Annotated in this window: 19 protein-coding genes; 3 read left to right on the top strand and 16 right to left on the bottom strand. The window is 36.5% G+C overall.

Annotation, left to right across the window (positions count from 1 at the left end; genetic code table 11):
* Window positions 1-71: 71 nt before the first annotated feature.
* From IR022_RS15925 to mutY, 11 genes are all read right to left on the bottom strand, one after another.
* Window positions 72-1,169 carry a DegT/DnrJ/EryC1/StrS family aminotransferase gene (locus tag IR022_RS15925; protein ID WP_194204473.1) on the bottom strand — a complete coding sequence of 366 codons (1,098 nt, stop codon included), beginning with the start codon at window positions 1,167-1,169 and terminating at the stop codon, window positions 72-74.
* A 31-nt stretch (window positions 1,170-1,200) separates the two neighbouring features.
* Window positions 1,201-2,862, bottom strand: coding sequence for an amino acid permease (locus tag IR022_RS15920; protein WP_194204472.1), 1,662 nt, complete (start codon window positions 2,860-2,862; stop codon window positions 1,201-1,203).
* Between the two features lie 90 nt (window positions 2,863-2,952).
* Complete coding sequence (locus tag IR022_RS15915) at window positions 2,953-3,897, bottom strand: GNAT family N-acetyltransferase (RefSeq protein ID WP_194204471.1); 945 nt, start codon at window positions 3,895-3,897, stop codon at window positions 2,953-2,955.
* Between the two features lie 40 nt (window positions 3,898-3,937).
* Window positions 3,938-4,831, bottom strand: coding sequence for a WxcM-like domain-containing protein (locus tag IR022_RS15910; RefSeq protein ID WP_242053287.1), 894 nt, complete (start codon window positions 4,829-4,831; stop codon window positions 3,938-3,940).
* On the bottom strand, window positions 4,816-6,207 hold the full coding sequence (locus tag IR022_RS15905; protein WP_194204470.1) for a murein hydrolase activator EnvC family protein: 1,392 nt from the start codon (window positions 6,205-6,207) through the stop codon (window positions 4,816-4,818). Before IR022_RS15905 ends, IR022_RS15910 begins: the two co-directional genes overlap by 16 nt.
* A 96-nt stretch (window positions 6,208-6,303) precedes the next feature.
* On the bottom strand, window positions 6,304-7,158 hold the full coding sequence (locus IR022_RS15900) for a DUF4292 domain-containing protein (protein ID WP_194204469.1): 855 nt from the start codon (window positions 7,156-7,158) through the stop codon (window positions 6,304-6,306).
* Entirely contained in the window at window positions 7,155-8,912 is a 1,758-nt protein-coding gene (locus tag IR022_RS15895; RefSeq protein WP_194204468.1) for a tetratricopeptide repeat protein, read from the bottom strand. The genes IR022_RS15900 and IR022_RS15895 overlap by 4 nt, the downstream gene beginning before the upstream one ends.
* A gap of 31 nt (window positions 8,913-8,943) precedes the next feature.
* On the bottom strand, window positions 8,944-9,375 hold the full coding sequence (dut, locus tag IR022_RS15890) for a dUTP diphosphatase (protein ID WP_050710690.1): 432 nt from the start codon (window positions 9,373-9,375) through the stop codon (window positions 8,944-8,946).
* Window positions 9,376-9,459: 84 nt separating this feature from the next.
* Window positions 9,460-10,362 (bottom strand): EamA family transporter, encoded by a 903-nt coding sequence (locus tag IR022_RS15885; RefSeq protein ID WP_194204467.1) that lies wholly within the window; start codon window positions 10,360-10,362, stop codon window positions 9,460-9,462.
* A 128-nt stretch (window positions 10,363-10,490) separates the two neighbouring features.
* Window positions 10,491-10,979, bottom strand: coding sequence for a low molecular weight protein-tyrosine-phosphatase (locus IR022_RS15880; protein WP_194204466.1), 489 nt, complete (start codon window positions 10,977-10,979; stop codon window positions 10,491-10,493).
* 133 nt (window positions 10,980-11,112) lie between these two features.
* Window positions 11,113-12,216: an A/G-specific adenine glycosylase gene (gene mutY / locus IR022_RS15875; protein ID WP_199330325.1), complete on the bottom strand. Its 1,104-nt coding sequence runs from the start codon at window positions 12,214-12,216 to the stop codon at window positions 11,113-11,115.
* A gap of 182 nt (window positions 12,217-12,398) precedes the next feature.
* Between mutY and IR022_RS15870 the strand changes: the two genes are divergently transcribed.
* The 3 genes from IR022_RS15870 to metG all read left to right on the top strand — a co-directional run bounded on the left by IR022_RS15870 (window position 12,399) and on the right by metG (window position 16,772).
* Complete coding sequence (locus IR022_RS15870; protein ID WP_026627129.1) at window positions 12,399-12,674, top strand: HU family DNA-binding protein; 276 nt, start codon at window positions 12,399-12,401, stop codon at window positions 12,672-12,674.
* A 292-nt stretch (window positions 12,675-12,966) separates the two neighbouring features.
* Window positions 12,967-14,541 carry a ribonuclease E/G gene (locus IR022_RS15865; RefSeq protein WP_050710687.1) on the top strand — a complete coding sequence of 525 codons (1,575 nt, stop codon included), beginning with the start codon at window positions 12,967-12,969 and terminating at the stop codon, window positions 14,539-14,541.
* A gap of 191 nt (window positions 14,542-14,732) precedes the next feature.
* Window positions 14,733-16,772 (top strand): methionine--tRNA ligase, encoded by a 2,040-nt coding sequence (gene metG / locus IR022_RS15860; protein ID WP_194204465.1) that lies wholly within the window; start codon window positions 14,733-14,735, stop codon window positions 16,770-16,772.
* A 157-nt stretch (window positions 16,773-16,929) separates the two neighbouring features.
* On the opposite strand, the gene thiL is transcribed toward metG, so the two are convergent.
* The 5 genes from thiL to IR022_RS15835 form a co-directional block, all read right to left on the bottom strand.
* Window positions 16,930-17,976 carry a thiamine-phosphate kinase gene (gene thiL, locus IR022_RS15855; RefSeq protein WP_194204464.1) on the bottom strand — a complete coding sequence of 349 codons (1,047 nt, stop codon included), beginning with the start codon at window positions 17,974-17,976 and terminating at the stop codon, window positions 16,930-16,932.
* Window positions 17,976-18,794, bottom strand: coding sequence for a purine-nucleoside phosphorylase (locus IR022_RS15850; RefSeq protein ID WP_050710684.1), 819 nt, complete (start codon window positions 18,792-18,794; stop codon window positions 17,976-17,978). Before IR022_RS15850 ends, thiL begins: the two co-directional genes overlap by 1 nt.
* Entirely contained in the window at window positions 18,775-19,860 is a 1,086-nt protein-coding gene (gene lpxK, locus IR022_RS15845; RefSeq protein WP_194204463.1) for a tetraacyldisaccharide 4'-kinase, read from the bottom strand. The genes IR022_RS15850 and lpxK overlap by 20 nt, the downstream gene beginning before the upstream one ends.
* Window positions 19,861-19,960: 100 nt before the next feature.
* Window positions 19,961-21,736, bottom strand: a complete 1,776-nt coding sequence (gene sppA / locus IR022_RS15840) for a signal peptide peptidase SppA (RefSeq protein ID WP_194204462.1) — start codon at window positions 21,734-21,736, stop codon at window positions 19,961-19,963.
* Window positions 21,737-21,917: 181 nt separating this feature from the next.
* A complete protein-coding gene (locus tag IR022_RS15835) occupies window positions 21,918-23,510 on the bottom strand; it encodes a SusD/RagB family nutrient-binding outer membrane lipoprotein (RefSeq protein WP_194204461.1) in 1,593 nt (530 codons plus the stop codon).
* Between the last annotated feature and the right edge of the window lie 16 nt (window positions 23,511-23,526).

The following is a 23,526-nucleotide window of genomic DNA, read 5'->3' as shown; positions in this document are numbered from 1 at the left end:
GTTCCTTGTGCCAATATGAGTACAGTTACGAGTTACAACCTTACAATCGCACAGCTTATTTTTACGAATAATTAAAATTTATTCACGACATCAACTATCTCAGTTATTTCAGAAAAAGTTAAAGCTGTATTTAAGGGCAAGCTTAATACCTCATCATGGATTCTTTCTGTTATAGGAAACGAAAGATTATTCCACTCTTTATAAGCTTCTTGTTTATGGGGTGGTATAGGATAATGAACCTGTGTTTGGACACCTTGCTCTAATAGATATTTTTGTAGTTCGTTTCTTTTTTGGCAACGTATAACAAACATATGGAAGGCATGCTCTTCAATAATGCTAACAAAAGGCAGTACAATATGATTGTTTACTATTTCATTTAAATATTTTGAGGCTAGCTCTTGTCTGTATATTGTATCGTCTTTCAAGTATTTTAATCTTACAGCTAGTATAGCTGCTTGCATTTCGTCCAAACGAGAATTAAAACCTTTGTATTTATTTATATACTTAGTTTCTGTTCCATAATTAGCCAATGCTCTGATAACTTCTGCCAATTGTTTATCATTTGTAGTAATAGCTCCTGCATCACCCAATGCTCCCAGATTTTTAGTGGGGTAAAAGCTAAAAGCAGTGGCATCACACAACCCTCCGACTGGCAATCCTCCATACACTGCTCCATGAGCTTGAGCAGCATCGTCAATTACTTTCAGGTTGTATTTTTGAGCAATTTTATTAATCTCATCCATAGGACAACATAATCCATAGAGATGAACGGGCAAAATCGCTTTAGTTCTTGATGTTATTTTCTCTTCGATCTTTTTCGGATCGATATTGTATGTCTTGATATCTGGTTCTACCAATATTGGAGTCAGTCCACTTTCGGTTATAGCTAATATTGTAGCAATATATGTATTGGCTGGCACTATTACCTCATCGCCATCACTCATTAATCCAAGTTCTTTATAAGCACACAGAATTAATTTAATAGCCTCTAAACCATTGCCAACCCCTATACAATATTCTGCCTGACAATGCTCTGCAAAAGAGTTCTCAAATTGTTTTACTTCTTCACCAAGTATATACCAACCCGACCGAACTACACGCAAAACGGCTTGCTCAATCTCCGACTGATATTTTTCATTTACTTTTTTGAGGTCAAGAAAGGGAATCATACGCTTATACCTTTTAAAGTCACAGACCTTTTTATCTCTTAATAATGGTGGCTAATTTACTCTTTTTATATCCATATAGGAAATAGATAGTCAAACCAATAGCTAACCACATTAAAAACATCAACCAATTTGACCATCCTAATTCGGTCATAAGATACAAATTAGTAAGGATACCCAATGTTGGCAACAAAGAAAATCTAAATTTATAGGCTGCAACAGAAAGTCCAACCCATGCTATCCAAAAAACAATCAATAATGGTTTTTCTTCTAGAATAGTCTTATAGTCTAACTTCAATATAAAAAGAGCGAAAGCTACAAGGAAGAAAATCGACACTATATATTTTCCATTCACATAAGGCACTTTAAACTTAGCTTTCTTGCTGTATCCTTTATAGTCGAGATATAAAACTCCTGAACAAACAAGGATAAAAGCAAAGAATGTACCTACACTTGTAAGGTCTACGACAAATTGCATATCCAGAAAGAACGAAGGTACGCTCACCAATATCCCTGCAATAATAGTTGCAAAAGCAGGAGTTTTGAACTTTTTATGAATTTTTCCAAACTTAGGCCACAACAAACCATCGCGACTCATCGTCATCCAAATACGCGGTTGTCCAATCTGAAATACTAATATCGCACTCGTTATAGCTATTACTGCACTTACAGATATTACACCTGCAATAAAATCCATATTGACTAGTTGAAAAACATAGGCCAAAGGATCATCTACACCTAATTCTTTATAGCTTACCATACCCGTCAGGACTAGCGTAATCGCAATGTACAAAACTGTACATATTGCCAAACAGTAAAGCATAGCACGAGGCATATCGCGTTGTGGGTTCTTACATTCTTCGGCAGTAGTAGAAACTGAGTCGAATCCCACAAATGAGAAAAAGACAGCAGCAACCCCACCTAATACTCCGCCTACTCCATTGGGAGCAAATGGCGACCAGTTTGCCGGTTTTACAAAAAAGAATCCAGCTAAAATTACGAATAAAATAATTCCGACTTTTAGATAAACTAATAGATTATTTACCGTTTTAGATTCTTTAATCCCAACAAAAACTAGTGAGGTAAGCAGTATAATAATACCTCCTGCAGGTAAATTGATTAATATCTTATATCCGAAAATTTCGGGAGCATTACGATATATTTCAGCCGATTGTAATACATTGGTCGGAAGATCGGGCAAACCAGCCATCACCTTCTGGTATGACTCGTAAGCATTTAGATAACCAATGGACAGGTAATGCGGAAAATGTATTCCAAATCCTTCGAGCATTGTCATGAAATATCCCGACCAAGAAATAGCAATAACCATATTGGATACTGAATATTCGAGAATAAGAGCCCAACCTATTGCCCAAGCAAAAATCTCGCCCAATGTAGCATATGTATAAGTATAAGCACTACCACTGGTAGAAATCATAGAGGCAAACTGTGCATAACACAAAGCTGTAAAAACACATGCTATGGCTACAAACACAAACAGTAACGAAACGGCAGGCCCTCCATGAAAGGCGGCACGACCGATAGTACTGAAAATACCTGCACCAATTATTGCCGCAACACCAAAAAGTGTAAGGTCTTTTACTCCCAATATTCTTTTAAGTCCATGATCCTGAATCTCTCCAACATGTCCTTCGTTACTAATATCTTTTCTTCTAAATAAGGAATTAAAATTCATTTCTATGTAGTTAAGGTCTCAGACCTTTTTTATCGTTTCATGAAACACAACAACTCTGCTATGATTCTAAAACATATCATTAAACACTTTTTATTTGGTTAGTTCTATTTGGTAGGTATCATACACGACACCTCTGGCTCCAAAGCCTTCTTTTTGGGATATCAACCCTTCGTTGAGAAAATGTCCGTTATCCTCGGTAGATGTACCGAAGTCGAAATACCTCTTTTTATCGAAAACGTTATTTATCAAGTGATCGAATAGAAAATCTAGTGCACCATTCTCTTTACCTTCTTCCAAAGCAGATATATACTGAGTGTGAGCTACCGTATCGGTTTCAAATATTACACATCCAGCTACTATCTTATCATCTTTTAAGGTACAAAACAATCGGATATTTTCACGAAACTTATCTCTAAGATATTCTATTTCGGATAATGAATGAGTAGCTACTGCCTGATGGTTCTCTTTTAGATTCTGTTCCAAAACAGTCCAAAACTCAGCAAAGGATTCAGATTCACAAACTGTAAGATTCAGCTTATCGGCCTTTTTTATTTGTCTCTTTCTCAATTCGGCATAATCAAGCCTATCAGAGAGATCAATCGTTGAAGATATAGTTCTTGACAGCAATGTCGCATTACTTCGAAAGAGAGCATACAAATCATCTTGTGATGGATGACAATGGTATATATAGGGAATCGATTTATATATAATTTTATTTACTCCGCATTGTTGAAGATATTCAATACCTCTACCCAGTATTTCAATAGTTTGAGAAGTCTTTGTATTACATGACAGAACCAAACCACCATAAGTTAGTCCCTGATGAGAATAAAATACATTCTCTTGAATATTTGCAGGCAACAATGCCACAAGTTTATCTTTCTCAAAAAACATCAATGAGTAATCTGTGAAACGATCAGAATGATACTCCATATAATCCCGATAAAACAAAAAAGTTCCGTTTCGGGAAGAAGACACAAAGTCATCCCAAACGGACTTATATTCAATATTATATTTTTCTATTCTAAGTAACATCAAATGTCAATCGTTAGAGTTATCATAGGGGTTTGTGACCTCAATTCCCATACATCTTTTTAAAATCGCTATACTTCCGTATATAATCTTCTTCGGTATAAGCCTCAGAAGCCAGTACCAGACAAATAGCTCCTGATGAATAATTATATTCTTTAGACCATATTCCGGGCAGAACATGTATACCTTGCGTAGGTCTGTTTACACTTATCGATCTTTTACTCTTTCCATCATCAAGCTCAACGTCAAAACTACCACTGGCAGCCAAAAGAAACTGATGACACTTTCTGTGTGCGTGCATCCCTCTAGTTTTACCGTAAGGAATATCATATACAAAGAAAACACGCTTCACATCAAAAGGAATATCCAAGGAACAATGTATTGGCGTTAGATTTCCTGCCCTGCTTTTTATTGCAGGCAATTGAATCTGAGAGCATCCCAAAACTGTATTATCCTGGACTATAGTTTTACTTTCTTGAATAGATTCAGACTCCAAAGGGTTCGCCTCTGTCTGACCTTCTTCTATTTTTAGAAATTGTTTAAACTTTTTGAAATTACGAATATATTCAACCTCATCATAAGCTCCGGACGAAATAACAAGGCAAACCGAATTCGTTGCAAAGTTTTCTAATGTGCGCCACATTTTTGCAGGAACATACAATGCTTTATAGGCTCTATTGAGTTGATAAGTTCGCGTTTCTTTGCCATCATTCAAAACAACGTCAAAACTTCCCGAAAGGGCAATTATTATTTCTTCCTGCGTTTTAAAGGCATGGCTGCCTCTCTTCTGTCCTGCAGGAACATCGGATATCCAATAAACACGCGCTATTTTGAACGGAATTTGTCCGCCTTCTTCAATAAAAGAAAGATTGCCTCTTGAATCTTCCACTTTTGGTAGATCCAAGATTTGCTCTTTTACTTTTATTTTTGAAGCCATGGCTCAGGATTCAATTTGGTTGTTCCTTGCCACAACTGAAAATGCAGTTGAGAGTTCCCTGTATCCGAATCGGTATAAACCGTCCCTAGAGCTTGTCCAGCAGATATTTTTTGCCCTTGCTTGACAAAAATCTGCTGAATATTTCCATAGAACGAATAATACCCTCCATGTCGTATAATAATACAGTTATTAAATCCGGGGAATGCTACCACACGTGATACTTCTCCTCCAAAAACGGCACGGGCTTGGGCTCCCGATCGTGCTTGTATATCTATACCATTACTATTGGTAGTTACTCTCCACCTACTGTTCTGCTGCGTACCAAAACGTCCTACAATACTATAACTACCAGTTACGGGCATTGGTAAGCGTCCTTTATTGGCTGCGAAGTTAGATGAAAGCTTGAAGTTTTCAGCTGTTACCGTAGGTGTAGCCATCGCAACTTCTTCTCGCTCTCTTGGCGATTCTCTTTCTATCTTTGGAGCAACTTCCTCTTCTTTTGGCTCCTCTGATTTTACAGGTGGCTTATTCGCATTTCTTGCAGCTTCACGTCTGTCTCGTTCAGCCTTTGCTGCTCGCTCTGCCCTTTCTCTTTTAAGTTTTTCTCGACGAGCTTGTTCTTCTGCCAAACGTCTGGCTTCGCGTTCTTGTCGCTCAACTTCCTGAGCAATCAGTTTCTCAATCTGAGCATTCAGATTATTAGCTTGCTTCTGTTTGGTTTGTAATATACTTTGCAGTTCCTTTTGCTTCTTACTGGCATCCGAAACCTCTTGTTTATGAACCTCCTCTTCCTTTTGTAAATTAGTTTGTTCTTTCTCTCGATTACCTAACAAAGCATTCTTTTCGGCCTTCGATTTTTCAAGAGCCGCTTTTTTCTCCTCTAGAGTTTTCTGCTTTTGTTTGATGTCAGAAATCTGATTATCTCTCCATTCCGAATAATCTTTTAGATACTTCATACGGCGAAGCGATTCAGCCAAAGAACTCCCCGACAAAACAAACAATAATTTATTACCGCTTTGTTTTCTCAAAACAATACCTTGTACTGCTCTGGCATACGATTTTTGTTGATTTTTGAGATTGGCAGAAAGAATAACTATCTCTTTTTCGGTCATTGCCTGCTGTTCAGAAATAGCGGCAACTTCTTGATTAAGCAAAGAAATCAATCGCTGACGAGAACTTATTTGTTCAGTCAAAAGATTGATTCTACTTAGTAATGTGGAAGTATTTTTTTTAGTCTCATTCAGTAACAAGGTTGTACTCTCTATTTCGCGTAGAGCCAGTTTCCTCTTATTCTCCAAGTCTTTTATTTTATTTGACTGGGGAAAGACAACTATAGTCGAGAGAAATAATATAAATACAACAAGTACTGATCTCATCTTATCACTTAAAGGTCGCCGACCTATTTGTTGCTTAGGTAAGCTCACTCACCAAAAGCTTGTTATAACTAAACAATCTAATGACAGTATTTTAGCTTACTTAATGTAATTTTTCAGAATATCTAAGACCGAAACCTTAGTATATTTAGAAGGCAGGCTATTATCTACTGTCAACTCTTTATTAAAATCCAATCCTGAATTGGACATAATTAATTTGACTTTCTTCTTATTGATGTCAACATTCGCTTCCATCGTAGTAGGATACAAAGATGCAGATTCTTTTACAAAATCGCTATACATCCATCGCAATGAATATTTTCCATCCTTAGCTGTAATATGGGTAGCTGACACTCTATCGTTCGGATCGATAACAAATCGATACGATAATCCTGTTTTATCTTTTGTTTCCAGATGGTATTTACCTCCATTCATCGAAATATCGTATGTATTGTAGTCACTTGCTACTACACGGCTTTTTCCGGGAATAAATAAAGCATCTGTAAATAAGGCTTGCAAATTATTATAATTGAATTGGATACCACGTTCCTGCTCCAAATCTTTAATGTTTTCGACTGCATATTTCTTCGATAAGCGATCTATAACATACACCGAGTCGGGTGTAATGCTCACTCTGAAAACTTCTGAATTGATAAATGGGGCACGTATCGACAATTGAATAATTTCGTCTCTTACAATCTTAAGTTGACTATTGACCTTCATCCCCGATGTTTTCGAGCCCAAAATCATTTCCAAAGAAATCTTTCCGCTTATCGTTTTATAGTCAGTTTCGGCAGACAATACGTCTTTCACAACTTGGTCGTGCGTTTTAGAAACTACTGACCCATCGTTGCTTACGATCGTTTTCGACGATTTACAAGATGAAATCGCAGCTACCAAACAAAAGAATAAAACTAGCTTATAAACATTTCTTACGTTACTTGTATTCATCATTTTTCGGGATTAGGGGCAATAAACGTTTTTGTTTTAATCTTTTGATCCAGAGTTTTCGATTCGCTACCTTTTTCTTTGGCTTTTTCCCAATACACAACAGCGTTCTCTTTATCGTCCATCATATACAAAACATCACCATAATGTTCTAATACTTCTGCACTAACCTCTTTTTCTTTCTCTTCGCTATACTTTACAGCATTCTCCAGATATATTTTTGCAGTAGTATATGCTCCCTGCATAAACAGTATCCAGCCATAAGTATCCAAGTATGTAGGATTAGTAGGTTCAGCTTTAATAGTAATGCTACTCATATTTTCAGCTTTATCAAGCTCCTTATGAGCTAATGACAGATAATAACTGTAATTATTAAGCACTCCCAGATTCTGAGGATTGTATTTCAATGCCTGATCGAACTCTACAAAAGCACTATCCTGCTGTTTCAGCTCATAATATATACTCCCTTTCTGTCCGTAAAACTCAGACAATAAACGAGGATTATCTTTTGCAAAAACAATTCCATTCTCTAAAGTCTTTAAAGCTTCTTTAAATTCCTTTTTCTGATATTGACCTACCGAAAGGTAAAAATAGAACAAAGGCTCTTCAGGTAAATATACGATTGCCGACTTACAAACATCAATCAATGCATCTATACTATCTACATCTGTCGATTGTAACAATTGCTCCCAACCTACAGGATTTGTAGGGTCAGATTCAGCATAAACTCTATATTGGAAATTAGCTTCTTTCTTTTTGTCTTGTAACATCAACAAGTTACCATACAGCAAGTTGAACTTTGCTTCTTGTGGATGCTCCACCATTAAAGAGTCCAAAAGCAAATGTGCAGGTTCTAAATCTTGTTGACCCTGTTGAAGTATCCCAATATATTGGCTAAGTATGCCAATTTTAGTATCTATGTCTGTTTTCTCACTAAAAAGTGCTGCACGAAGTTCTGCTTCGGCTTTAGGCTGATCGTTTACCGTTTGGTAATAATTAGCCATAGAAGTTATTAAATAAGGATCTTCGGGATCAATCGATTTAGCCTTACTCAATGAAGCATAGGCCTCTTTATTTTTCCCATCCTGTAAATAGAGGTTTGCCAACAAGATATAATATCTGATATCATCGGGGTATTTGTCTATATACCTCTGAACCTCAGCATACGCCTTTTTCTTATCGTTGAGAGCCGAATAGAGTTTAAACTTCTGGATAGTGATTTTCTCATTCATACCCATAGTACGCTCCAAATCGTTCAACGCCTGAATAGAGTTCAACAAATCCCCATCAAGGCGATACACCTCCGACAAATACATATACAATTCTATTTTTAGCGGATTCTGATTGATCAGCTTTTGATAAATTAAAGCAGCATCTTTATAATCTTGTCTCTCAGCAGAGGAAGCTGCCAAAGCCATATTATAATAGAAATTATCGACATCATAGCCAACAGCTCTTTTGTAATACGTATATGCCCGATCTTTATTCTGAATAGAGTTAAAGAAATTACCCAATTCAAATAAAACATTGGCATTTGTAGAATCTATCTTCATGCAGTATTGCAAGAAATCGTACGTTGAACCGTACTGCTCAATAGATTTAGCATTCAAAGCATTGTAAAAATAATAATCAAACTTACGTTGATCATCTAAGCTCAGAATCGGATGCTTGACATCACCCTTAGCTTTCTGTGCAAATATATTACTGATGCCTAAAACAAATACTATAAAAAATAGGATCGGGAATTTATAGTTTGACATATATGTTATGTGCTTAGTGTTTAGCTGATTTTCATTTTCCGGTATGACCAAAACCGCCTGCTCCTCTAACCGTTTCGTCTATGGCATCTACAACATCCCACTCTATAGTAGCATGAGCAGCAATAACCATCTGACAAATACGCTCTCCATTCTGGATTGTAAAAGGTTCGTTAGATAAATTTACAAGTATTACACGTATCTCGCCTCTGTAATCTGCATCAATTGTTCCGGGCGAATTCAAGACTGTAAGCCCATGTTTCAAAGCCAATCCACTTCGCGGACGTATTTGAGCTTCATATCCTTTGGGCAACTCAAGAAACAAGCCTGTTGGAACAAGCGTTCTTTCGAGAGGTTGTAATACTATATCGGCATCTATATTTGCTTTTAAATCAAGCCCTGCCGAATATTCTGTTGCATATTCAGGCAGTGAGTGAGCCGATTTATTTATAATTTTCACTTTCATATCTTGTGTATTCTGCTGTTCAATCTGTTGCGAAATTAATTAATTCTTTATCAAAGATAGTGTAATTGACTAAAAACTTAACATTTAATTAGGTTTCAACATTTTGATAAAGGAAATGTTCATTAATGCTATCGCAAAAAGAATTAAGACAATCCCAATCCACTGATAAACGTTGACCGATTCGTTAATAAAAAGATAAGCCATAGATACCGAAACGGGTAATTCAACAGAAGCTATAATACCCCCAAGACCGACACCAACCAATGGCATTCCTTTTGTAAAAAGCAGAGGAGGAAGGATCGTCCCGAAGAAAGCAATTATAAGCCCCCAAGTCCACAGCACACTCGGATCGAATTTCTCAAACAGAGAATACCCCCAGACTAGCGAAACAACTACCAAAGAACCTATTAACATAAACATACTACGCACCATCGGACGATAGCCTGTTGCTATATTATTCGTAGCCAAAAATGTGAGACTATATGAAATCGCAGCCAGAAATCCCCAGAAAATACCTCTCCAATCTAAATCGGCTTCTGCATTTAATACATTTGTTGCTAGAACAGTACCAATCAAAACAATAATAATTGAAACCAACTTTATAGGAGTCGGCTTAATTTTATTTACCACCAGATCTACAACTACACCTATCCATACCGACTGCATCAACATTACAATACATACCGAAACGGGTATATATCTCAACGATAGGTAATAAAACGTACTTGTTAAACCCAACGGAATACCTCCAAGTAACAATCTTACAATATCCTTACGATGGGGGCGATCGGCAACACTTGAAGGAGAGAATCTATTAAATATCAAATTCAACAAAATCATACATGACGCTCCAATCAGCGCCTGTGCAAATGTCAGTTCAGCAGTTGTGTAGCCATCTGCTAACCCTTTTTTTATAAACGTAGCTACAATTCCGTAGCTTGAAGCTCCAATCGCAACAAGCAAAATACCTTTTAGTGACTTATTCATCTTTATCTCTTTCTCAACTCTTCCTACGAGTGTTCTTAAGGTCACAGACCTGTTTATTTATTTTTGGCAAGTATAAATGCAATTGACAGTTGTAGTAAAATTGCACCTTACTAAATACCTACCATTACTTAAAGTATTACTTTTTCTTCTATATGCTTCATTAACCCATCACAGGCGTCTTCCAATAAATCCAAAACCAACTCGAAGCCATCAGCCCCCATGTAATAAGGATCGGGGATATGATCGTAACCGTGTTTTTGAGAAAACTCAACCATTCGGTGTACCTTTTTTTGCGATTCAAGATCGGGACTAAGCCTCATTATATTACTATAATTACTATCATCCATTGCTAGAATAATATCAAAATCATCAAAATCGTTTACAGTAAATTTTCGTGAAAGCGAATCAAACACATAATCTCTACGTGCCCCATGACGGCGCATGCGATGATCGGGCAAATCTCCATCGTGATAACCTGATGTTCCGGCAGAATCTACCTCCAACTTATCTTCTAGGCCTTTTTCTGAAATAATATGTTTCATTATACCTTCACCCGCTGGAGAACGACAGATATTCCCTAAACAAACAAATAATATTTTATATTTTTCCTTTTCCATTTTATACTATTTTGAGTAAACAAACCTATTTAATGATACGTTTAGAGCAATAGCCGATTACAGTTATTAGATCAATCCAAGACATTAAATAAATCTGAGTCTTTATTTACAAAATGACACAAATATACAACTCTTACGCGAATAAATCGCCCTCACTCTGATGTTCTAAGTAGCGATCTACCAGCCGCGAGATGGCAAAATTAAATAAATTAGCTTTATCAATCTTCAAGAATTGCTCTTGAATAGCCACATCATCAGTAATCGTAATAGTATAAAAATTTGCATAAATTATACGATGCGATAGTACATGTTTCAATGTCATACCCATCGGATGGATAGATATATTTCCTGCCTTTTCAAAAATCCGGCGAAAAGCCTCTGTCTCCTGCAATTGATCTAAAGTTAATTTCTCCTCAGTTTCAATAAGAGGCAACTCATATAGATTTTTCCATATATCATTACCCGTACGTTTATTAAGAAACATCGAAGAACCAATTCTTATATCCAGATAATTAAAATAACGCTCTTTCACTTTAACCTTTCCCTGCTTTACAGGATAAGCAGATACTTTATTCTGACTATACGCCAAACAGATATCAGACAATGGGCAAATTCCGCAATTGGGAGAAACAGGCACACATTGCAATGCCCCTAATTCCATTATAGCTTGATTGTGCTCTCCAGGATGCTCTGGATCCAGTAACTCATTTGCCAGATCGGTAAAAACTTTCTTACCTTGAGTCGTATCTATTGGAGTATCTATACCAAAAAGACGAGACAGAACTCTAAATACGTTCCCATCAACTACTGCATGTGGCAATTCAAAAGCAAAAGAACCCACCGCTGCCGCTGTATATTCGCCTACACCCTTTAGCGACAAAATATCTTTATAAACAGATGGGAATACTCCGCCAAAATCTGAAATGATCATTTTAGCTGCTGTATGCAAATTTCGGGCCCTACTATAATACCCCAATCCTTGCCACAATTTTAAAACCTCATCCTCATGAGCATTAGCAAGCGAAGCAACTGTAGGGAATGTTTGTGTAAAACGCATATAATAATCATACCCCTGCACCACACGCGTTTGTTGCAGAATTATTTCGGATAGCCAAATAAAATAAGGATCTTTAGTTTCACGCCACGGTAAATCTCTTTTATTTTGGTCGTACCACCTTATTAATATATGGCTGATAAAAAAAGCCTCTTTATCGTTAATTAAATTACCTGTTTCCAATCGTCAAAAATTAAACTTAAAATATCGTTAAATAAAGACAAAGATACTTCATTATTAAAGCCTAGTGAGAAAATAATTAGTTTTTAATGAAAAATGCCTTTCAATTATTTTTAAAGGAAATAAAAAAGCTATATATTTGCAGTCCAAAAAATTAGTAATTAACAATAAAAGGAAATACAAAAATGACAAAAGCAGATATCGTTAACGAAATTGCTAAAAATACTGGCATCGATAAGGCAACCGTTCTAACAGCCGTGGAATCTTTTATGGAAGTAGTGAAAGACTCTCTAAGTAAAAGCGAGAATGTTTATTTGAGAGGTTTTGGCAGCTTTGTTGTAAAAAAACGTGCTCAAAAGACTGCTCGTAACATCTCTAAGAATACAACAATCATCATCCCAGAGCACAACATTCCATCTTTTAAACCTGCTAAAGTTTTTGTAAATCAAGTCAAAAAATAAGTAGAATAACGTAGAGTATTAATTTCTAAATATAAAAGATATGCCAAGCGGTAAAAAAAGAAAAAGACATAAAATGTCTACGCACAAACGCAAAAAAAGACTTAGAAAAAACAGACATAAAAAGAAAAAATAATCTTTTTCACGTCTTATTTTAGAAGAAGTAACAAGAACAAACTTAAATCTATCATAAAATTTTAAGTTTGTTCTTTGTGCATTTCAGAACATCATGATTCTTTAAATACAGCCTCACAACTGTATTGGTACAAATTTTAATAGTCACAAGTAATAGAAAATGAATAGCGAACTTGTAGTTGATGTTCAATCGCAAGAGATTTCTATTGCCGTGTTGGAAGACAAGAAACTTGTCGAACTTCAGAAAGAGGCAAGAGACATCTCATTTGCAGTTGGTAACATTTATGCCGGGAAAGTAAAGAAACTTATGCCCGGATTAAATGCTGCATTTATTGACATTGGGTACAAAAAGGATGCTTTTCTTCATTACTTAGACTTAGGTCCTCAATTTAAATCTGTAGATAAATTTTTCAAACAAGCCTTAAGCGACACAAAACGATTTCCGCTAATACCTAAGATGCCCCTCGAAGCGGACATCGACAAAGATGGCAGTATCAGTGATGTACTGAAAGTGGGACAGGAAATTTTGGTTCAAATAGCCAAAGAACCCATCTCAACCAAAGGTCCAAGACTAACATCGGAATTGTCGTTCGCAGGCAGGTTTTTAGTATTGATCCCCTTCAATGATAAGGTATCAATCTCTCAGAAAATAAAATCCAAAGAAGAAAGAGCCAGACTTCGTCAACTTATTCAAAGTATAAAGCCTAAAAACTTCGGCGTAATAGTTCGTACAGTAGCTGAAGGAAAAAAAGTTATCGAATTAGATAACGAACTAAAAACGTTAGTGAAGCGTTGGGAGGATAATCTTCCTAAAATTCAGAAGGAAAAACTTCCTACATTAATATATGAAGAAACTGGGCGTATTGTAGGTCTCCTGCGAGATGTATTCAATCCATCGTTTCAGGCTATTCATGTAAATGACAAGGAGGTACATAACCAAATCAGGGATTATATCAGTATTATAGATCCTGAGAAAAAAGATATTGTTAAGCTTTATACAGACGAACTCCCTATTTTCGATAGTTTTGCTGTCACAAAACAAATAAAAGCACTTTTCGGAAAAACTGTAACCTTCCGGAACGGAGCTTATTTGATCATTGAACATACCGAGGCTTTACACGTAATAGATGTAAACAGCGGGAACAGATCAAAAAATAAAGAAGCAGGACAGGAAAACAACGCATGGGAAGTTAACTCAGCAGCAGCCGAAGAAGTTGCCCGACAATTAAGACTCCGCGATCTGGGAGGAATTATTGTTATCGACTTCATCGACATGTCGGAAGGCGAACACCGCAGCAAGCTGATTGCAAGAATGCAAGAACTGATGGCTAATGATAGGGCAAAACATAATATATTGCCTTTGAGCAAGTTTGGACTGATGCAAATCACACGTCAACGCGTGCGTCCCGAGATGGTAGTAGACACTACCGAAACATGCCCTACATGCTTTGGAAAAGGAGAGATTAAGCCCTCTATACTATTTACAGACTCGTTAAGATCTAAGATAAGTTATTTAGTACAAAAACTAAATGTGAAGAAATTCACCTTACATGTACACCCTTATGTCGCAGCGTTTATAGACAAAGGATTCCCATCCTTAAAATCGAGATGGAAGTGGAAGTACAGCTTCGGGATGAAAATTATTCCCGACCAAAGCTTGGCTTTCCTCGAATACCGATTTTTTGATCAGAACAAAGAGGAAATAGATCTCAAACAAGAGATAGAACTCAAATAATATAAACGGGTGCATTCAACAGAAGATTGCACCCGTTTTTTATTCCCCTAAGAGAGCCTATTTTATACAGAACTTAGTATATTTGCAAGTCTTTTTCGAAACAAAAAGATCAACTAAGGTCATAGACCTATTTTATTATGTTTTTCAGCGAAAAAGCATCCATATTATTTTATAACAACTACTAATATTCTATGAATAAAAAGTATAACCGAACATTAGTTACTTCTGCCCTACCTTATGCAAACGGACCTGTACATATTGGTCACTTAGCAGGAGTATATATTCCTGCTGATATATATGTCAGATATTTGCGTCTTAAAGGCGAAGAAGTAATACATGTCGGAGGATCTGATGAACACGGTGTACCTATCACCATACGTGCAAAAAAAGAAGGAGTAACTCCTCAGGATATTGTAGATAAGTATCATGGCATTATCAAAAAATCATTTGAGGATTTTGGTATTGCTTTCGATATATACTCACGTACCAGTTCTGAGATACATAAAGAAACTGCATCCGACTTTTTCCTTAAATTATACAACAAAGGAGAGTTTGAAGAGCAAACGAGCGAACAATATTACGATGAAGAGGCTAAAATGTTTTTAGCTGACCGTTATATAACCGGAGAATGCCCACATTGTGGAAACCCAAATGCTTACGGAGATCAATGCGAATCTTGTGGAACATCTTTAAGTCCTACCGATTTGAAGAATCCTAAATCTAGCATTACAGGTAATGCTCCAATCATGAAAGAAACAAAACATTGGTACCTGCCTCTTGACAAACATGAAGCATGGTTAAAACAATGGATTCTGGAAGATCATAAAGAATGGAAGTCAAATGTATATGGCCAATGTAAATCGTGGCTAGATATGGGCTTGCATCCTCGTGCCGTAAGTCGTGACTTAGATTGGGGTGTACCCATTCCATTGGAAGGCGCAGAAGGCAAAGTACTATATGTATGGTTTGATGCTCCAATTGGATACATATCGAATACTAAAGAACTTTTTCCTGATAGTTGGGAAAAATGGTGGAAATCGGAAGACACAAAACTTCTTCATTTCATAGGTAAAGACAACATCGTATTCCATTGCATTGTATTTCCTGCGATGCTTAAAGCTGATGGTTCGTATATTCTTCCCGAGAACGTTCCTGCTAATGAATTCTTAAATCTTGAAGGTGATAAAATTTCTACCTCACGCAATTGGGCAGTATGGCTTCACGAGTATTTAGAAGAATTTCCGGGTCAACAAGATGTTTTACGTTATGTATTAACAGCTAATGCCCCCGAAACCAAGGATAACGATTTCACTTGGAAAGATTTCCAGGCTCGCAACAACAATGAATTAGTAGCTATACTTGGCAACTTTATAAATAGAGCACTGGTTCTTACTCAAAAATATTTTGATGGCAAAGTCCCTGCAATTCATGAGCTGACCGACTACGACAAAGAAACTCTTGCTGAGTTTGCTGATGTTAAACAAAACGTAGAAAAATATCTCGACAATTATAGATTCCGAGATGCTTTGAAAGAGGCTATGAATCTGGCTCGTATAGGAAATAAATATCTGGCAGATACCGAACCTTGGAAAACGGCTAAAACAGATATGCCACGTACTGAGACTATTTTGAATATCGCTTTGCAGATAACTGCCAACCTAGCGATTGCATTCGAACCATTCCTTCCTTTTAGTGCTAAGAAAATAAAAGAATTCTTGAATATCGAGCATCTAGAATGGAACCAATTGGGACGCACTGATATACTTTCGGTAGGTCATACATTAAACCAACCTGAGCTACTATTTGCTAAAATAGAAGATGAAACTGTTGAACAACAAATACAAAAGCTTCTAGATACTAAAAAAGCAAACGAAGCTTCTGAATATAAGGCTACGCCTATAAAACCGTCTATTCAATTTCCTGATTTTGAGAAAGTAGACATTCGTGTAGGAACAGTTCTTGAATGTATTAAAGTTCCTAAAGCAGATAAGTTACTTCAATTTCTCATCGATGATGGTATTTCTAAAAGAACTATTATATCTGGAATTGCTCAGTGGTATAAACCTGAAGATTTAGTAGGTAAACAAGTATGCTTTATAGCTAATCTTGAGCCTAGAAAATTACGAGGAATTGAATCGTGCGGAATGTTACTTTCAGCAGAGAACAGCGATGGTAGTTTATCTCTCATCCAACCCTCTGCAACTATTACTCCTGGCAGTAAAGTAGGATAAGTTACGCAATGTACGATTATACGAAAGAGTTAGAGCTAAATATTGCTCATGAGCTATAGAAACAGCTCTGATTAAAAGCAATTAAAGTTGCTGATATAAAACAAGAAGAACCAATTTATTTCAAATTGGTTCTTCTTGTTTTATATAGATAGACTTATCAGTCTTCTTCTGATAATGAGTTCCAGCCTTGAGCCTTCAACTCGATCTCAGTACTATCTCTTGTTTCCAAAGCCAGTCCTAAAGATTCGTTTGTGATATGTCCTATTACACGCACACCTTTCATCTTCGACACTTTATCGTGTAGATGTAGTGGTACGGTAAATAACAGTTCATAATCTTCACCTCCATTAAGGGCTACAGTTGTAACGTTCAGATTAAATTCTTCTGCCATCACAGCTGTTTGGTAATCTAGAGGAAGTCTTTCTTCATAGATTCTGCAACCTACCTTACTTTGTCTACAAATATGAATAAGTTCTGATGATAAACCATCAGAAATATCCATCATCGAAGTAGGTACAATACCTTCATTTGCCAAAGCTTCTATTATATCCTTACGTGCCTCTGGTTTTAATTGTCTTTCGAGCAAATACTCTCTTCCCGAAAAATCGGGAGTAAAATCGCTTTTGCCATCAAAAACAGCTTTTTCCCTTTCGAGAAGTTGAAGCCCCATATAAGCTGCTCCTAAATCTCCCGAGACACAAATAATATCATTTTCTTTTGCTCCATCGCGGGTTACTATCTTGCCTTCTATACCTTCTCCAATGCAAGTAATAGATATACACAAACCGGTTAGAGATGCCGAGGTATCTCCACCTACAATATCTACCCCATATTGCTCACAAGCCAATTCTAAACCTGCATAAAAGTCCTCCAGATCTTCTACAGAGAAACGTTTCGACACACCCAAAGATACCGTGATCTGTTTAGGTTGTCCGTTCATCGCATAGATATCCGAAAAATTTACTACAGCCGATTTGTAACCTAAGTGTTTTAAAGGAACATATATCAGGTCGAAATGTATTCCTTCAAGCAATAGATCTGTTGTAACCAACACTTTTTGATTTGCACTATCAGCATATGACAGAATGGCTGCATCGTCCCCCACTCCTAAAACAGAGCTTGAATGCTTTAGTTTAATATTTTCAGTTAGATGCTTTATTAGACCAAACTCTCCAAGTGAAGCAATTTCAGTACGTTGTTGCATTATTTATTCAATCTTTTGATAACTTCTTTAATAATAAATGCCATTTTAGGCTGAGCTATTTTAGCTGCTTCCTGCACTTCTTCGTGGGTTACTTCTACTATTTTTCCTATTACCCCTAAATCTGTTATAATAGAAAATGCAAGCACTTTCATTTTAGCATGGTTTGCAACAATTACTTCGGGCACTGTAGACATTCCCACAGCATCGCCACCCATAATACGGAAATAGTTATATTCTGCTGGTGTTTCAAATGTAGGACCTTGCGTTCCCACATACACACCATGTTGTAGTTTTATATTATTTTCTTTTGCAATTTCCATCGCCAATCTGCGAAGATCTTTATCATAAGCATTACTCATATCAGGGAAACGAGTTCCTAGCTCATTAAAATTCTTACCATGTAATGGATGCTCAGGGAACATGTTGATATGATCATCAATAAGCATGATATCTGCAATATCAAAACTTCCATTCATTCCACCGGCAGCGTTAGAGACAAACAAATATTTCACATCTAAAGCTTGAAATACACGAATGGGAAATGTTACTTCCTTCATTGTATAGCCTTCGTAATAATGGAAACGACCTTGCATGGCAATCACTTCATTATCTCCTAATTTTCCAAAAATAAGCTTTCCGCTATGTCCTTCTACAGTCGATACAGGAAAATTCGGTATTTCAGTATAAGGTATTTCTCTTTTATCCGTAATGGCATTAGCAAGTTCACCTAAGCCTGTTCCAAGAATAATAGCTGACTGGGGTATATCTCCGACTCTGCTTTTTATATAATCGGCCGTTTCACGAATTTTCTCTAACATGATCTATGATTTTATTATTAAATAGTTTTTTTTCTTCTTCATTTACAAAGCTTACCCGAATAGGCAAATAATAGAGTATCGATTTTACTTCCTCATCGAGATTACTCATCGAACGAAAACGTGCTGCATCTTTTTCGGTTACAATAATTACCTTTTCTTTATCTCCCATACTTTTTAGACTCGACTTCATATCCGAAATATCTTTAGGTGTGAATTGATAATGATCAGAATATTGAAGTGTCTCGGCTTTCTTTATGTATCTTTTTACTTTTTTGAAAAATGGACGGGGATTTGCAATACCCGCAACAAGTAGAACGTCCTTATTTTGAAGTTTCTTTAAAGACAATTCTTCTTCATTTTCTGTAAAGACAGGCATTAACGCTCCATATCTAAACGATGTATAGAATAAATCTTGATAAGGGTATGCTTGAATATCTTTTGCTAACAACCTCAAGTCTAAAGGTGTTATACCATCAGGACATTTAGTTACTATTATTATATTTGCTTTCTCGGCATAATGTACAGGCTCACGCAAACGTCCGGCAGGCAGCAATTTATCACGAGTCATTAATCTATTATAATCGGTAAGCAATATTGTAAAAGACGGCTTCACATACCTGTGTTGAAAAGCGTCGTCTAATAAAATGACATTCGGTTTTTCATTTTTAGGTAAGGCAAGTAGATTCTCGATCCCCCTTTGCCTTTCGCCGTCTACTGCAACTAGAATATTAGGGTATTTACTTTTTATTTGATAAGGCTCATCTCCTATCTCATCAACAGTAGAACCTTTCTGTGCTAATACAAAGCCTTTGCTCTTGCGCTTATAACCTCTACTTAAGACAGCTATACGATAATCGGATTGTAACAGTTCTATTAAATACTCGGTGTGTGGCGTTTTACCCGTACCACCAACTGTAATATTACCTACACAAATAACAGGAACGTCGTATTCCTTTTGTTTCAAGATCTTACACTCGAACATTTTATTCCGTATAAACACAACGAACCCATACAACCACGATATAGGCAGCAACCATTTTTTTATATGTAAGTTATTATGAGGCATTGATGTTCTAGCTACTTCAAGTAATATTTATATTAATTGATACATTTAAGTTAAACAACCCAGATAGATTAACCTATCCAGGCGATAAAGGTCTGAGACCTTAATTTAACTGTAAACTGTAAGGCATACGTGCTTGTATAAAATCTTGCTCTTTCAAGTCTTTTATATCCTTTATTGTTTTCAGCAAGAGAAAGTCTGAACCTAAATACTCTTTTAAAGCACGAGTAGCAATATCTTCAGTTTGAGTCTTGAAAAGAGCTTCAAAAGGACTTACTTGTTTGGGGTATTCCCTTATTGAGAAATCGGAAACACTCGCAAGTTTAGCGGCTTCTTTAAGAGCATCATCCAGACCTCCAATAGCATCAACAAGACCTATTTCGAGAGCTTGCTTACCTGTCCATACTCTTCCTTCCGCAATCTTCTCAAGCGTTTCTCGTGGAATATTCCTTCCTTCCGAGCAACGGCTCAAAAACAGATTATAACCTCGTTCTATATATTGTTGCAAAATAGCTTTTTCCTGCTCGCTCATAGGACGAGTAATATCTCCGTAATCCGAAAATTTGTTTGTCTTTACATTATCAAAACTCAGACCTACCTTATTAGTGAGTCCTGCCACATTAGGAAACATTCCAAATATTCCTATCGACCCAGTAAGCGTTGTAGGTTGAGCATATATCTTAGAAGCATTACTCGATATGTAATATCCTCCTGATGCTGCATAGTCGCCCATCGATACAACAATAGGCTTCTTAGCCTTAAGATCAGTTACAGCTTTCCATATTTGTTCCGAGGCATATGCACTTCCCCCCGGCGAATTAACTCTAAATACAACAGCCTTTATATTATCGTCATCCTGCAATTTCTCTATTTCTTTAATCAGGTATTTATCATTAATATCCGTTGGCTTAGTTCCACTTACTATTGAACCCTCAGCATATAGAATTGCAATTTGATCGGTCGATTTCGATTTTTTGATATCTTTCACTGTAATCATATCGGCAACCGAAGCCACATTCAGATTCTTCGAATCATCAACACCAAGCAAAGTCTTCAAATACTGGCGAACTTCCGATTCATACATCAAAGTATCAACCAAATGATTTTTGACACTAAACTCACCCTCTTGAAATGCAGGTAATGTATCGGTCAACTGATTGAGTCGTTCAACTGAAATACCTCGAGATTCGGAAACTTTACCTAAAATAGTTGACCATATATCATTCATATAAGAACCAACCTGCTCTTTACTGGCATCACTCATCTTATCTAGGATGAAAGGCTCAACGGCAGACTTATAAGTCCCGACTTTAAATATTTGCATCTCTACTCCAATTTTATCAAGCAGACCTTTATAAAAGGTAGGATTAGCAGACAAGCCTTGTAAATTGAGCGAGCCTTGAGGATTCATTATTACTTTATCGGCTACCGTAGACAGGAAATAACCACCCTGCATATAATCATCAGCATAGGCAATTATAAACTTGCCACTTTCCTTGAAATCGGACAATTGATCTCTAATCTCAGTCAGCGAAGCACTCGAAGCCATAAAATAGCCCGAGCTTATATATATTCCTTTAATGTCGTCATTCTCTTTGGCTTTCTTTATGGCAGATAGAATATCTGTCAATGCCATTTCTTTGGCTTCTCCTAAATTAAAAAACTCTATTATCGGATTCTCTAAAACCCGATCTTTCATTACTCCGGTTAGACGAATCGTCAGAACCGAATTATTTTTTAGAACAAATGTATCTGAAGAACTACTTAATAATACTCCGATAAACCCAAAAAACAATAGGACAAGAACTCCTCCTATAATAAAGCTGCTGATAAATATTCCTACTATCGAAGCCAATACGCTTTTAAAGAAATCTTTCATGCAAGAAAAAAATTAAGTAATTCGTGAAAACACATTACCACAATCTAACAAATATAGACAAAAATATTTTAGGAGAAAGCGATATTAACCTAAAATAGTGCCATCCAGCGTATCTATCAAAACAAAAGGATCGAACCATCAACGGCTCGATCCTCTCTAATTGATTGAATAAATCAAGTAATTATTTGTTTGCAGGATGCGGATTCCCTACACTCCTTACATCCCAAAACATTTTGCTGTAATAGTTATTACTTCCATCAGTAAGTTTAGATACAGCATCTTTAAACCCAGTTGGGTTTAGAGTACTTTCATTGGTCGGATATTTCACACGAGCAGGTATATCTCCTTTAGTCTCAGATAAAGTTGTAAAATCTAAGACTGCACCTCCAACAACATACGAATGTTCTCCCGGTTTCAATAATGTAGTGGGATATCCTGTCCGGCGATATTCAGACCACGCTTCAGTACCATTCATGTACAAGTGAATATATTTTTGTGTTGCTACTGTTTCGGCATCAACTCTTGCACTTACCACAGCTACATAATCGGCAATACTAGCACTGCTTAAAAGAGCTTTACCCATTACTTTTGTATAAAGATCATTCCAATATTCCAAAGATGCTTTAACCCCTTCTTTATATTCTGGTACTGAAAAACCTTTATATTCGGAAAGAATAAAACAGATTTCGGAGTATGATAATAAGGAAATAGCAAAGTTCGGTTGTACAACCAAAGGTTCATCAGCATAAAAAGAAGGAGCAGCATTTCTAATAGCCGATGTCATTTGCGCACTTGTTAATCCATAAGGCAGTCCAATATACTTTCCATTACGAGCAGATGTATAAATAGGTAAACGTGGGTCTACTACACCTTTCCATGGGTGAGTTTTCACATTCAAAGTATCAGCTTGTCCTTTCAGTAAGTCAACAAAAGGCTTAGCAACTGAAAAATCATTTCTTCCGTCCTCAAAAAAGCCTTTATAAAAATAGCTTTGATTGGGAGCTGTTGCTGAATAGTTAAACACTGCATTATCGCTATTGCTTGTAAAGATTCCCGACGTTACAGCTTCTGCAATATATGTCTTCCATTTAGGATCAACCTTTGATAAACGGAGAGCAATTTTACACTTCAACGAATTTCCAAACTTTTTCCAGGCCGTAGCATCTCCATTATAAATTAAATCGCCTTCAGTAAATACTTCGGCATCTTCATTAATCATCGCTGTTGCTTCATCCAATTCTGTAATAAATTGATAATACAAAGTATTCAAATCATCATACTTGGGATACAACACACCTTCCTCTAATTTAAATGCCTCATTGTAAGGTATAGCCCCCCAAGTGTCAGCCATAAGCTGCATCAACCAAACTTTCAGAATTTTAGCTGCTGCAATCTGATTATTATTATCACCATAGGTAGCCATTCCTTTTTTTGTAGCCTCATCGGTATTTAATTTCTCAATATTATTTAAATTGCCTGCCACTCGGTATAAATAATTGAAATAATTATTATTTACACTCTCGCGAATTTGATAGCGATCTTCCTCGGTATAAGTTCGTTGTGCCCAGTATTGAGAATATACTAATGCTTGTCTTCCACTAAACCAATTATCGTAAATATAATCTAGCATACTTTTTTGAGCTCCCGTCATCAACGTCGCCGTTGAGACCGAAGAAGGTTGGTTCGGATCAATATTCAACTCTTCCAAATCTTTACAAGAACCAGCCGTAAAGATCAAAGTCGCAAATAATAAACCTTTTATAATTGTTTTCATATCTTTCTTCAAATCT

It is taken from the genome of Dysgonomonas sp. GY617 (assembly GCF_015233815.1).
GTDB lineage: Bacteria > Bacteroidota > Bacteroidia > Bacteroidales > Dysgonomonadaceae > Dysgonomonas_A.
This window is presented reverse-complemented; position numbering and strand designations above follow the sequence as displayed.

Bases quoted from the DNA above. Each gene is read 5' to 3' on its own strand.
- IR022_RS15850 (WP_050710684.1), bottom strand. From the start codon at position 18,794: ATGTTAGAGAAAATTCGTGAAACGGCCGATTATATAAAAAGCAGAGTC.
- IR022_RS15865 (WP_050710687.1), top strand. From the start codon at position 12,967: ATGAATAGCGAACTTGTAGTTGATGTTCAATCGCAAGAGATTTCTATT.
- lpxK (WP_194204463.1), bottom strand. From the start codon at position 19,860: ATGCCTCATAATAACTTACATATAAAAAAATGGTTGCTGCCTATATCG.
- thiL (WP_194204464.1), bottom strand. From the start codon at position 17,976: ATGCAACAACGTACTGAAATTGCTTCACTTGGAGAGTTTGGTCTAATA.
- IR022_RS15925 (WP_194204473.1), bottom strand. From the start codon at position 1,169: ATGATTCCCTTTCTTGACCTCAAAAAAGTAAATGAAAAATATCAGTCG.
- IR022_RS15885 (WP_194204467.1), bottom strand. From the start codon at position 10,362: ATGAATAAGTCACTAAAAGGTATTTTGCTTGTTGCGATTGGAGCTTCA.
- dut (WP_050710690.1), bottom strand. From the start codon at position 9,375: ATGAAAGTGAAAATTATAAATAAATCGGCTCACTCACTGCCTGAATAT.
- IR022_RS15880 (WP_194204466.1), bottom strand. From the start codon at position 10,979: ATGGAAAAGGAAAAATATAAAATATTATTTGTTTGTTTAGGGAATATC.
- IR022_RS15915 (WP_194204471.1), bottom strand. From the start codon at position 3,897: ATGTTACTTAGAATAGAAAAATATAATATTGAATATAAGTCCGTTTGG.
- metG (WP_194204465.1), top strand. From the start codon at position 14,733: ATGAATAAAAAGTATAACCGAACATTAGTTACTTCTGCCCTACCTTAT.
- IR022_RS15900 (WP_194204469.1), bottom strand. From the start codon at position 7,158: ATGATGAATACAAGTAACGTAAGAAATGTTTATAAGCTAGTTTTATTC.
- IR022_RS15910 (WP_242053287.1), bottom strand. From the start codon at position 4,831: ATGGCTTCAAAAATAAAAGTAAAAGAGCAAATCTTGGATCTACCAAAA.
- IR022_RS15895 (WP_194204468.1), bottom strand. From the start codon at position 8,912: ATGTCAAACTATAAATTCCCGATCCTATTTTTTATAGTATTTGTTTTA.
- IR022_RS15835 (WP_194204461.1), bottom strand. From the start codon at position 23,510: ATGAAAACAATTATAAAAGGTTTATTATTTGCGACTTTGATCTTTACG.
- sppA (WP_194204462.1), bottom strand. From the start codon at position 21,736: ATGAAAGATTTCTTTAAAAGCGTATTGGCTTCGATAGTAGGAATATTT.
- IR022_RS15905 (WP_194204470.1), bottom strand. From the start codon at position 6,207: ATGAGATCAGTACTTGTTGTATTTATATTATTTCTCTCGACTATAGTT.
- IR022_RS15870 (WP_026627129.1), top strand. From the start codon at position 12,399: ATGACAAAAGCAGATATCGTTAACGAAATTGCTAAAAATACTGGCATC.
- IR022_RS15920 (WP_194204472.1), bottom strand. From the start codon at position 2,862: ATGAATTTTAATTCCTTATTTAGAAGAAAAGATATTAGTAACGAAGGA.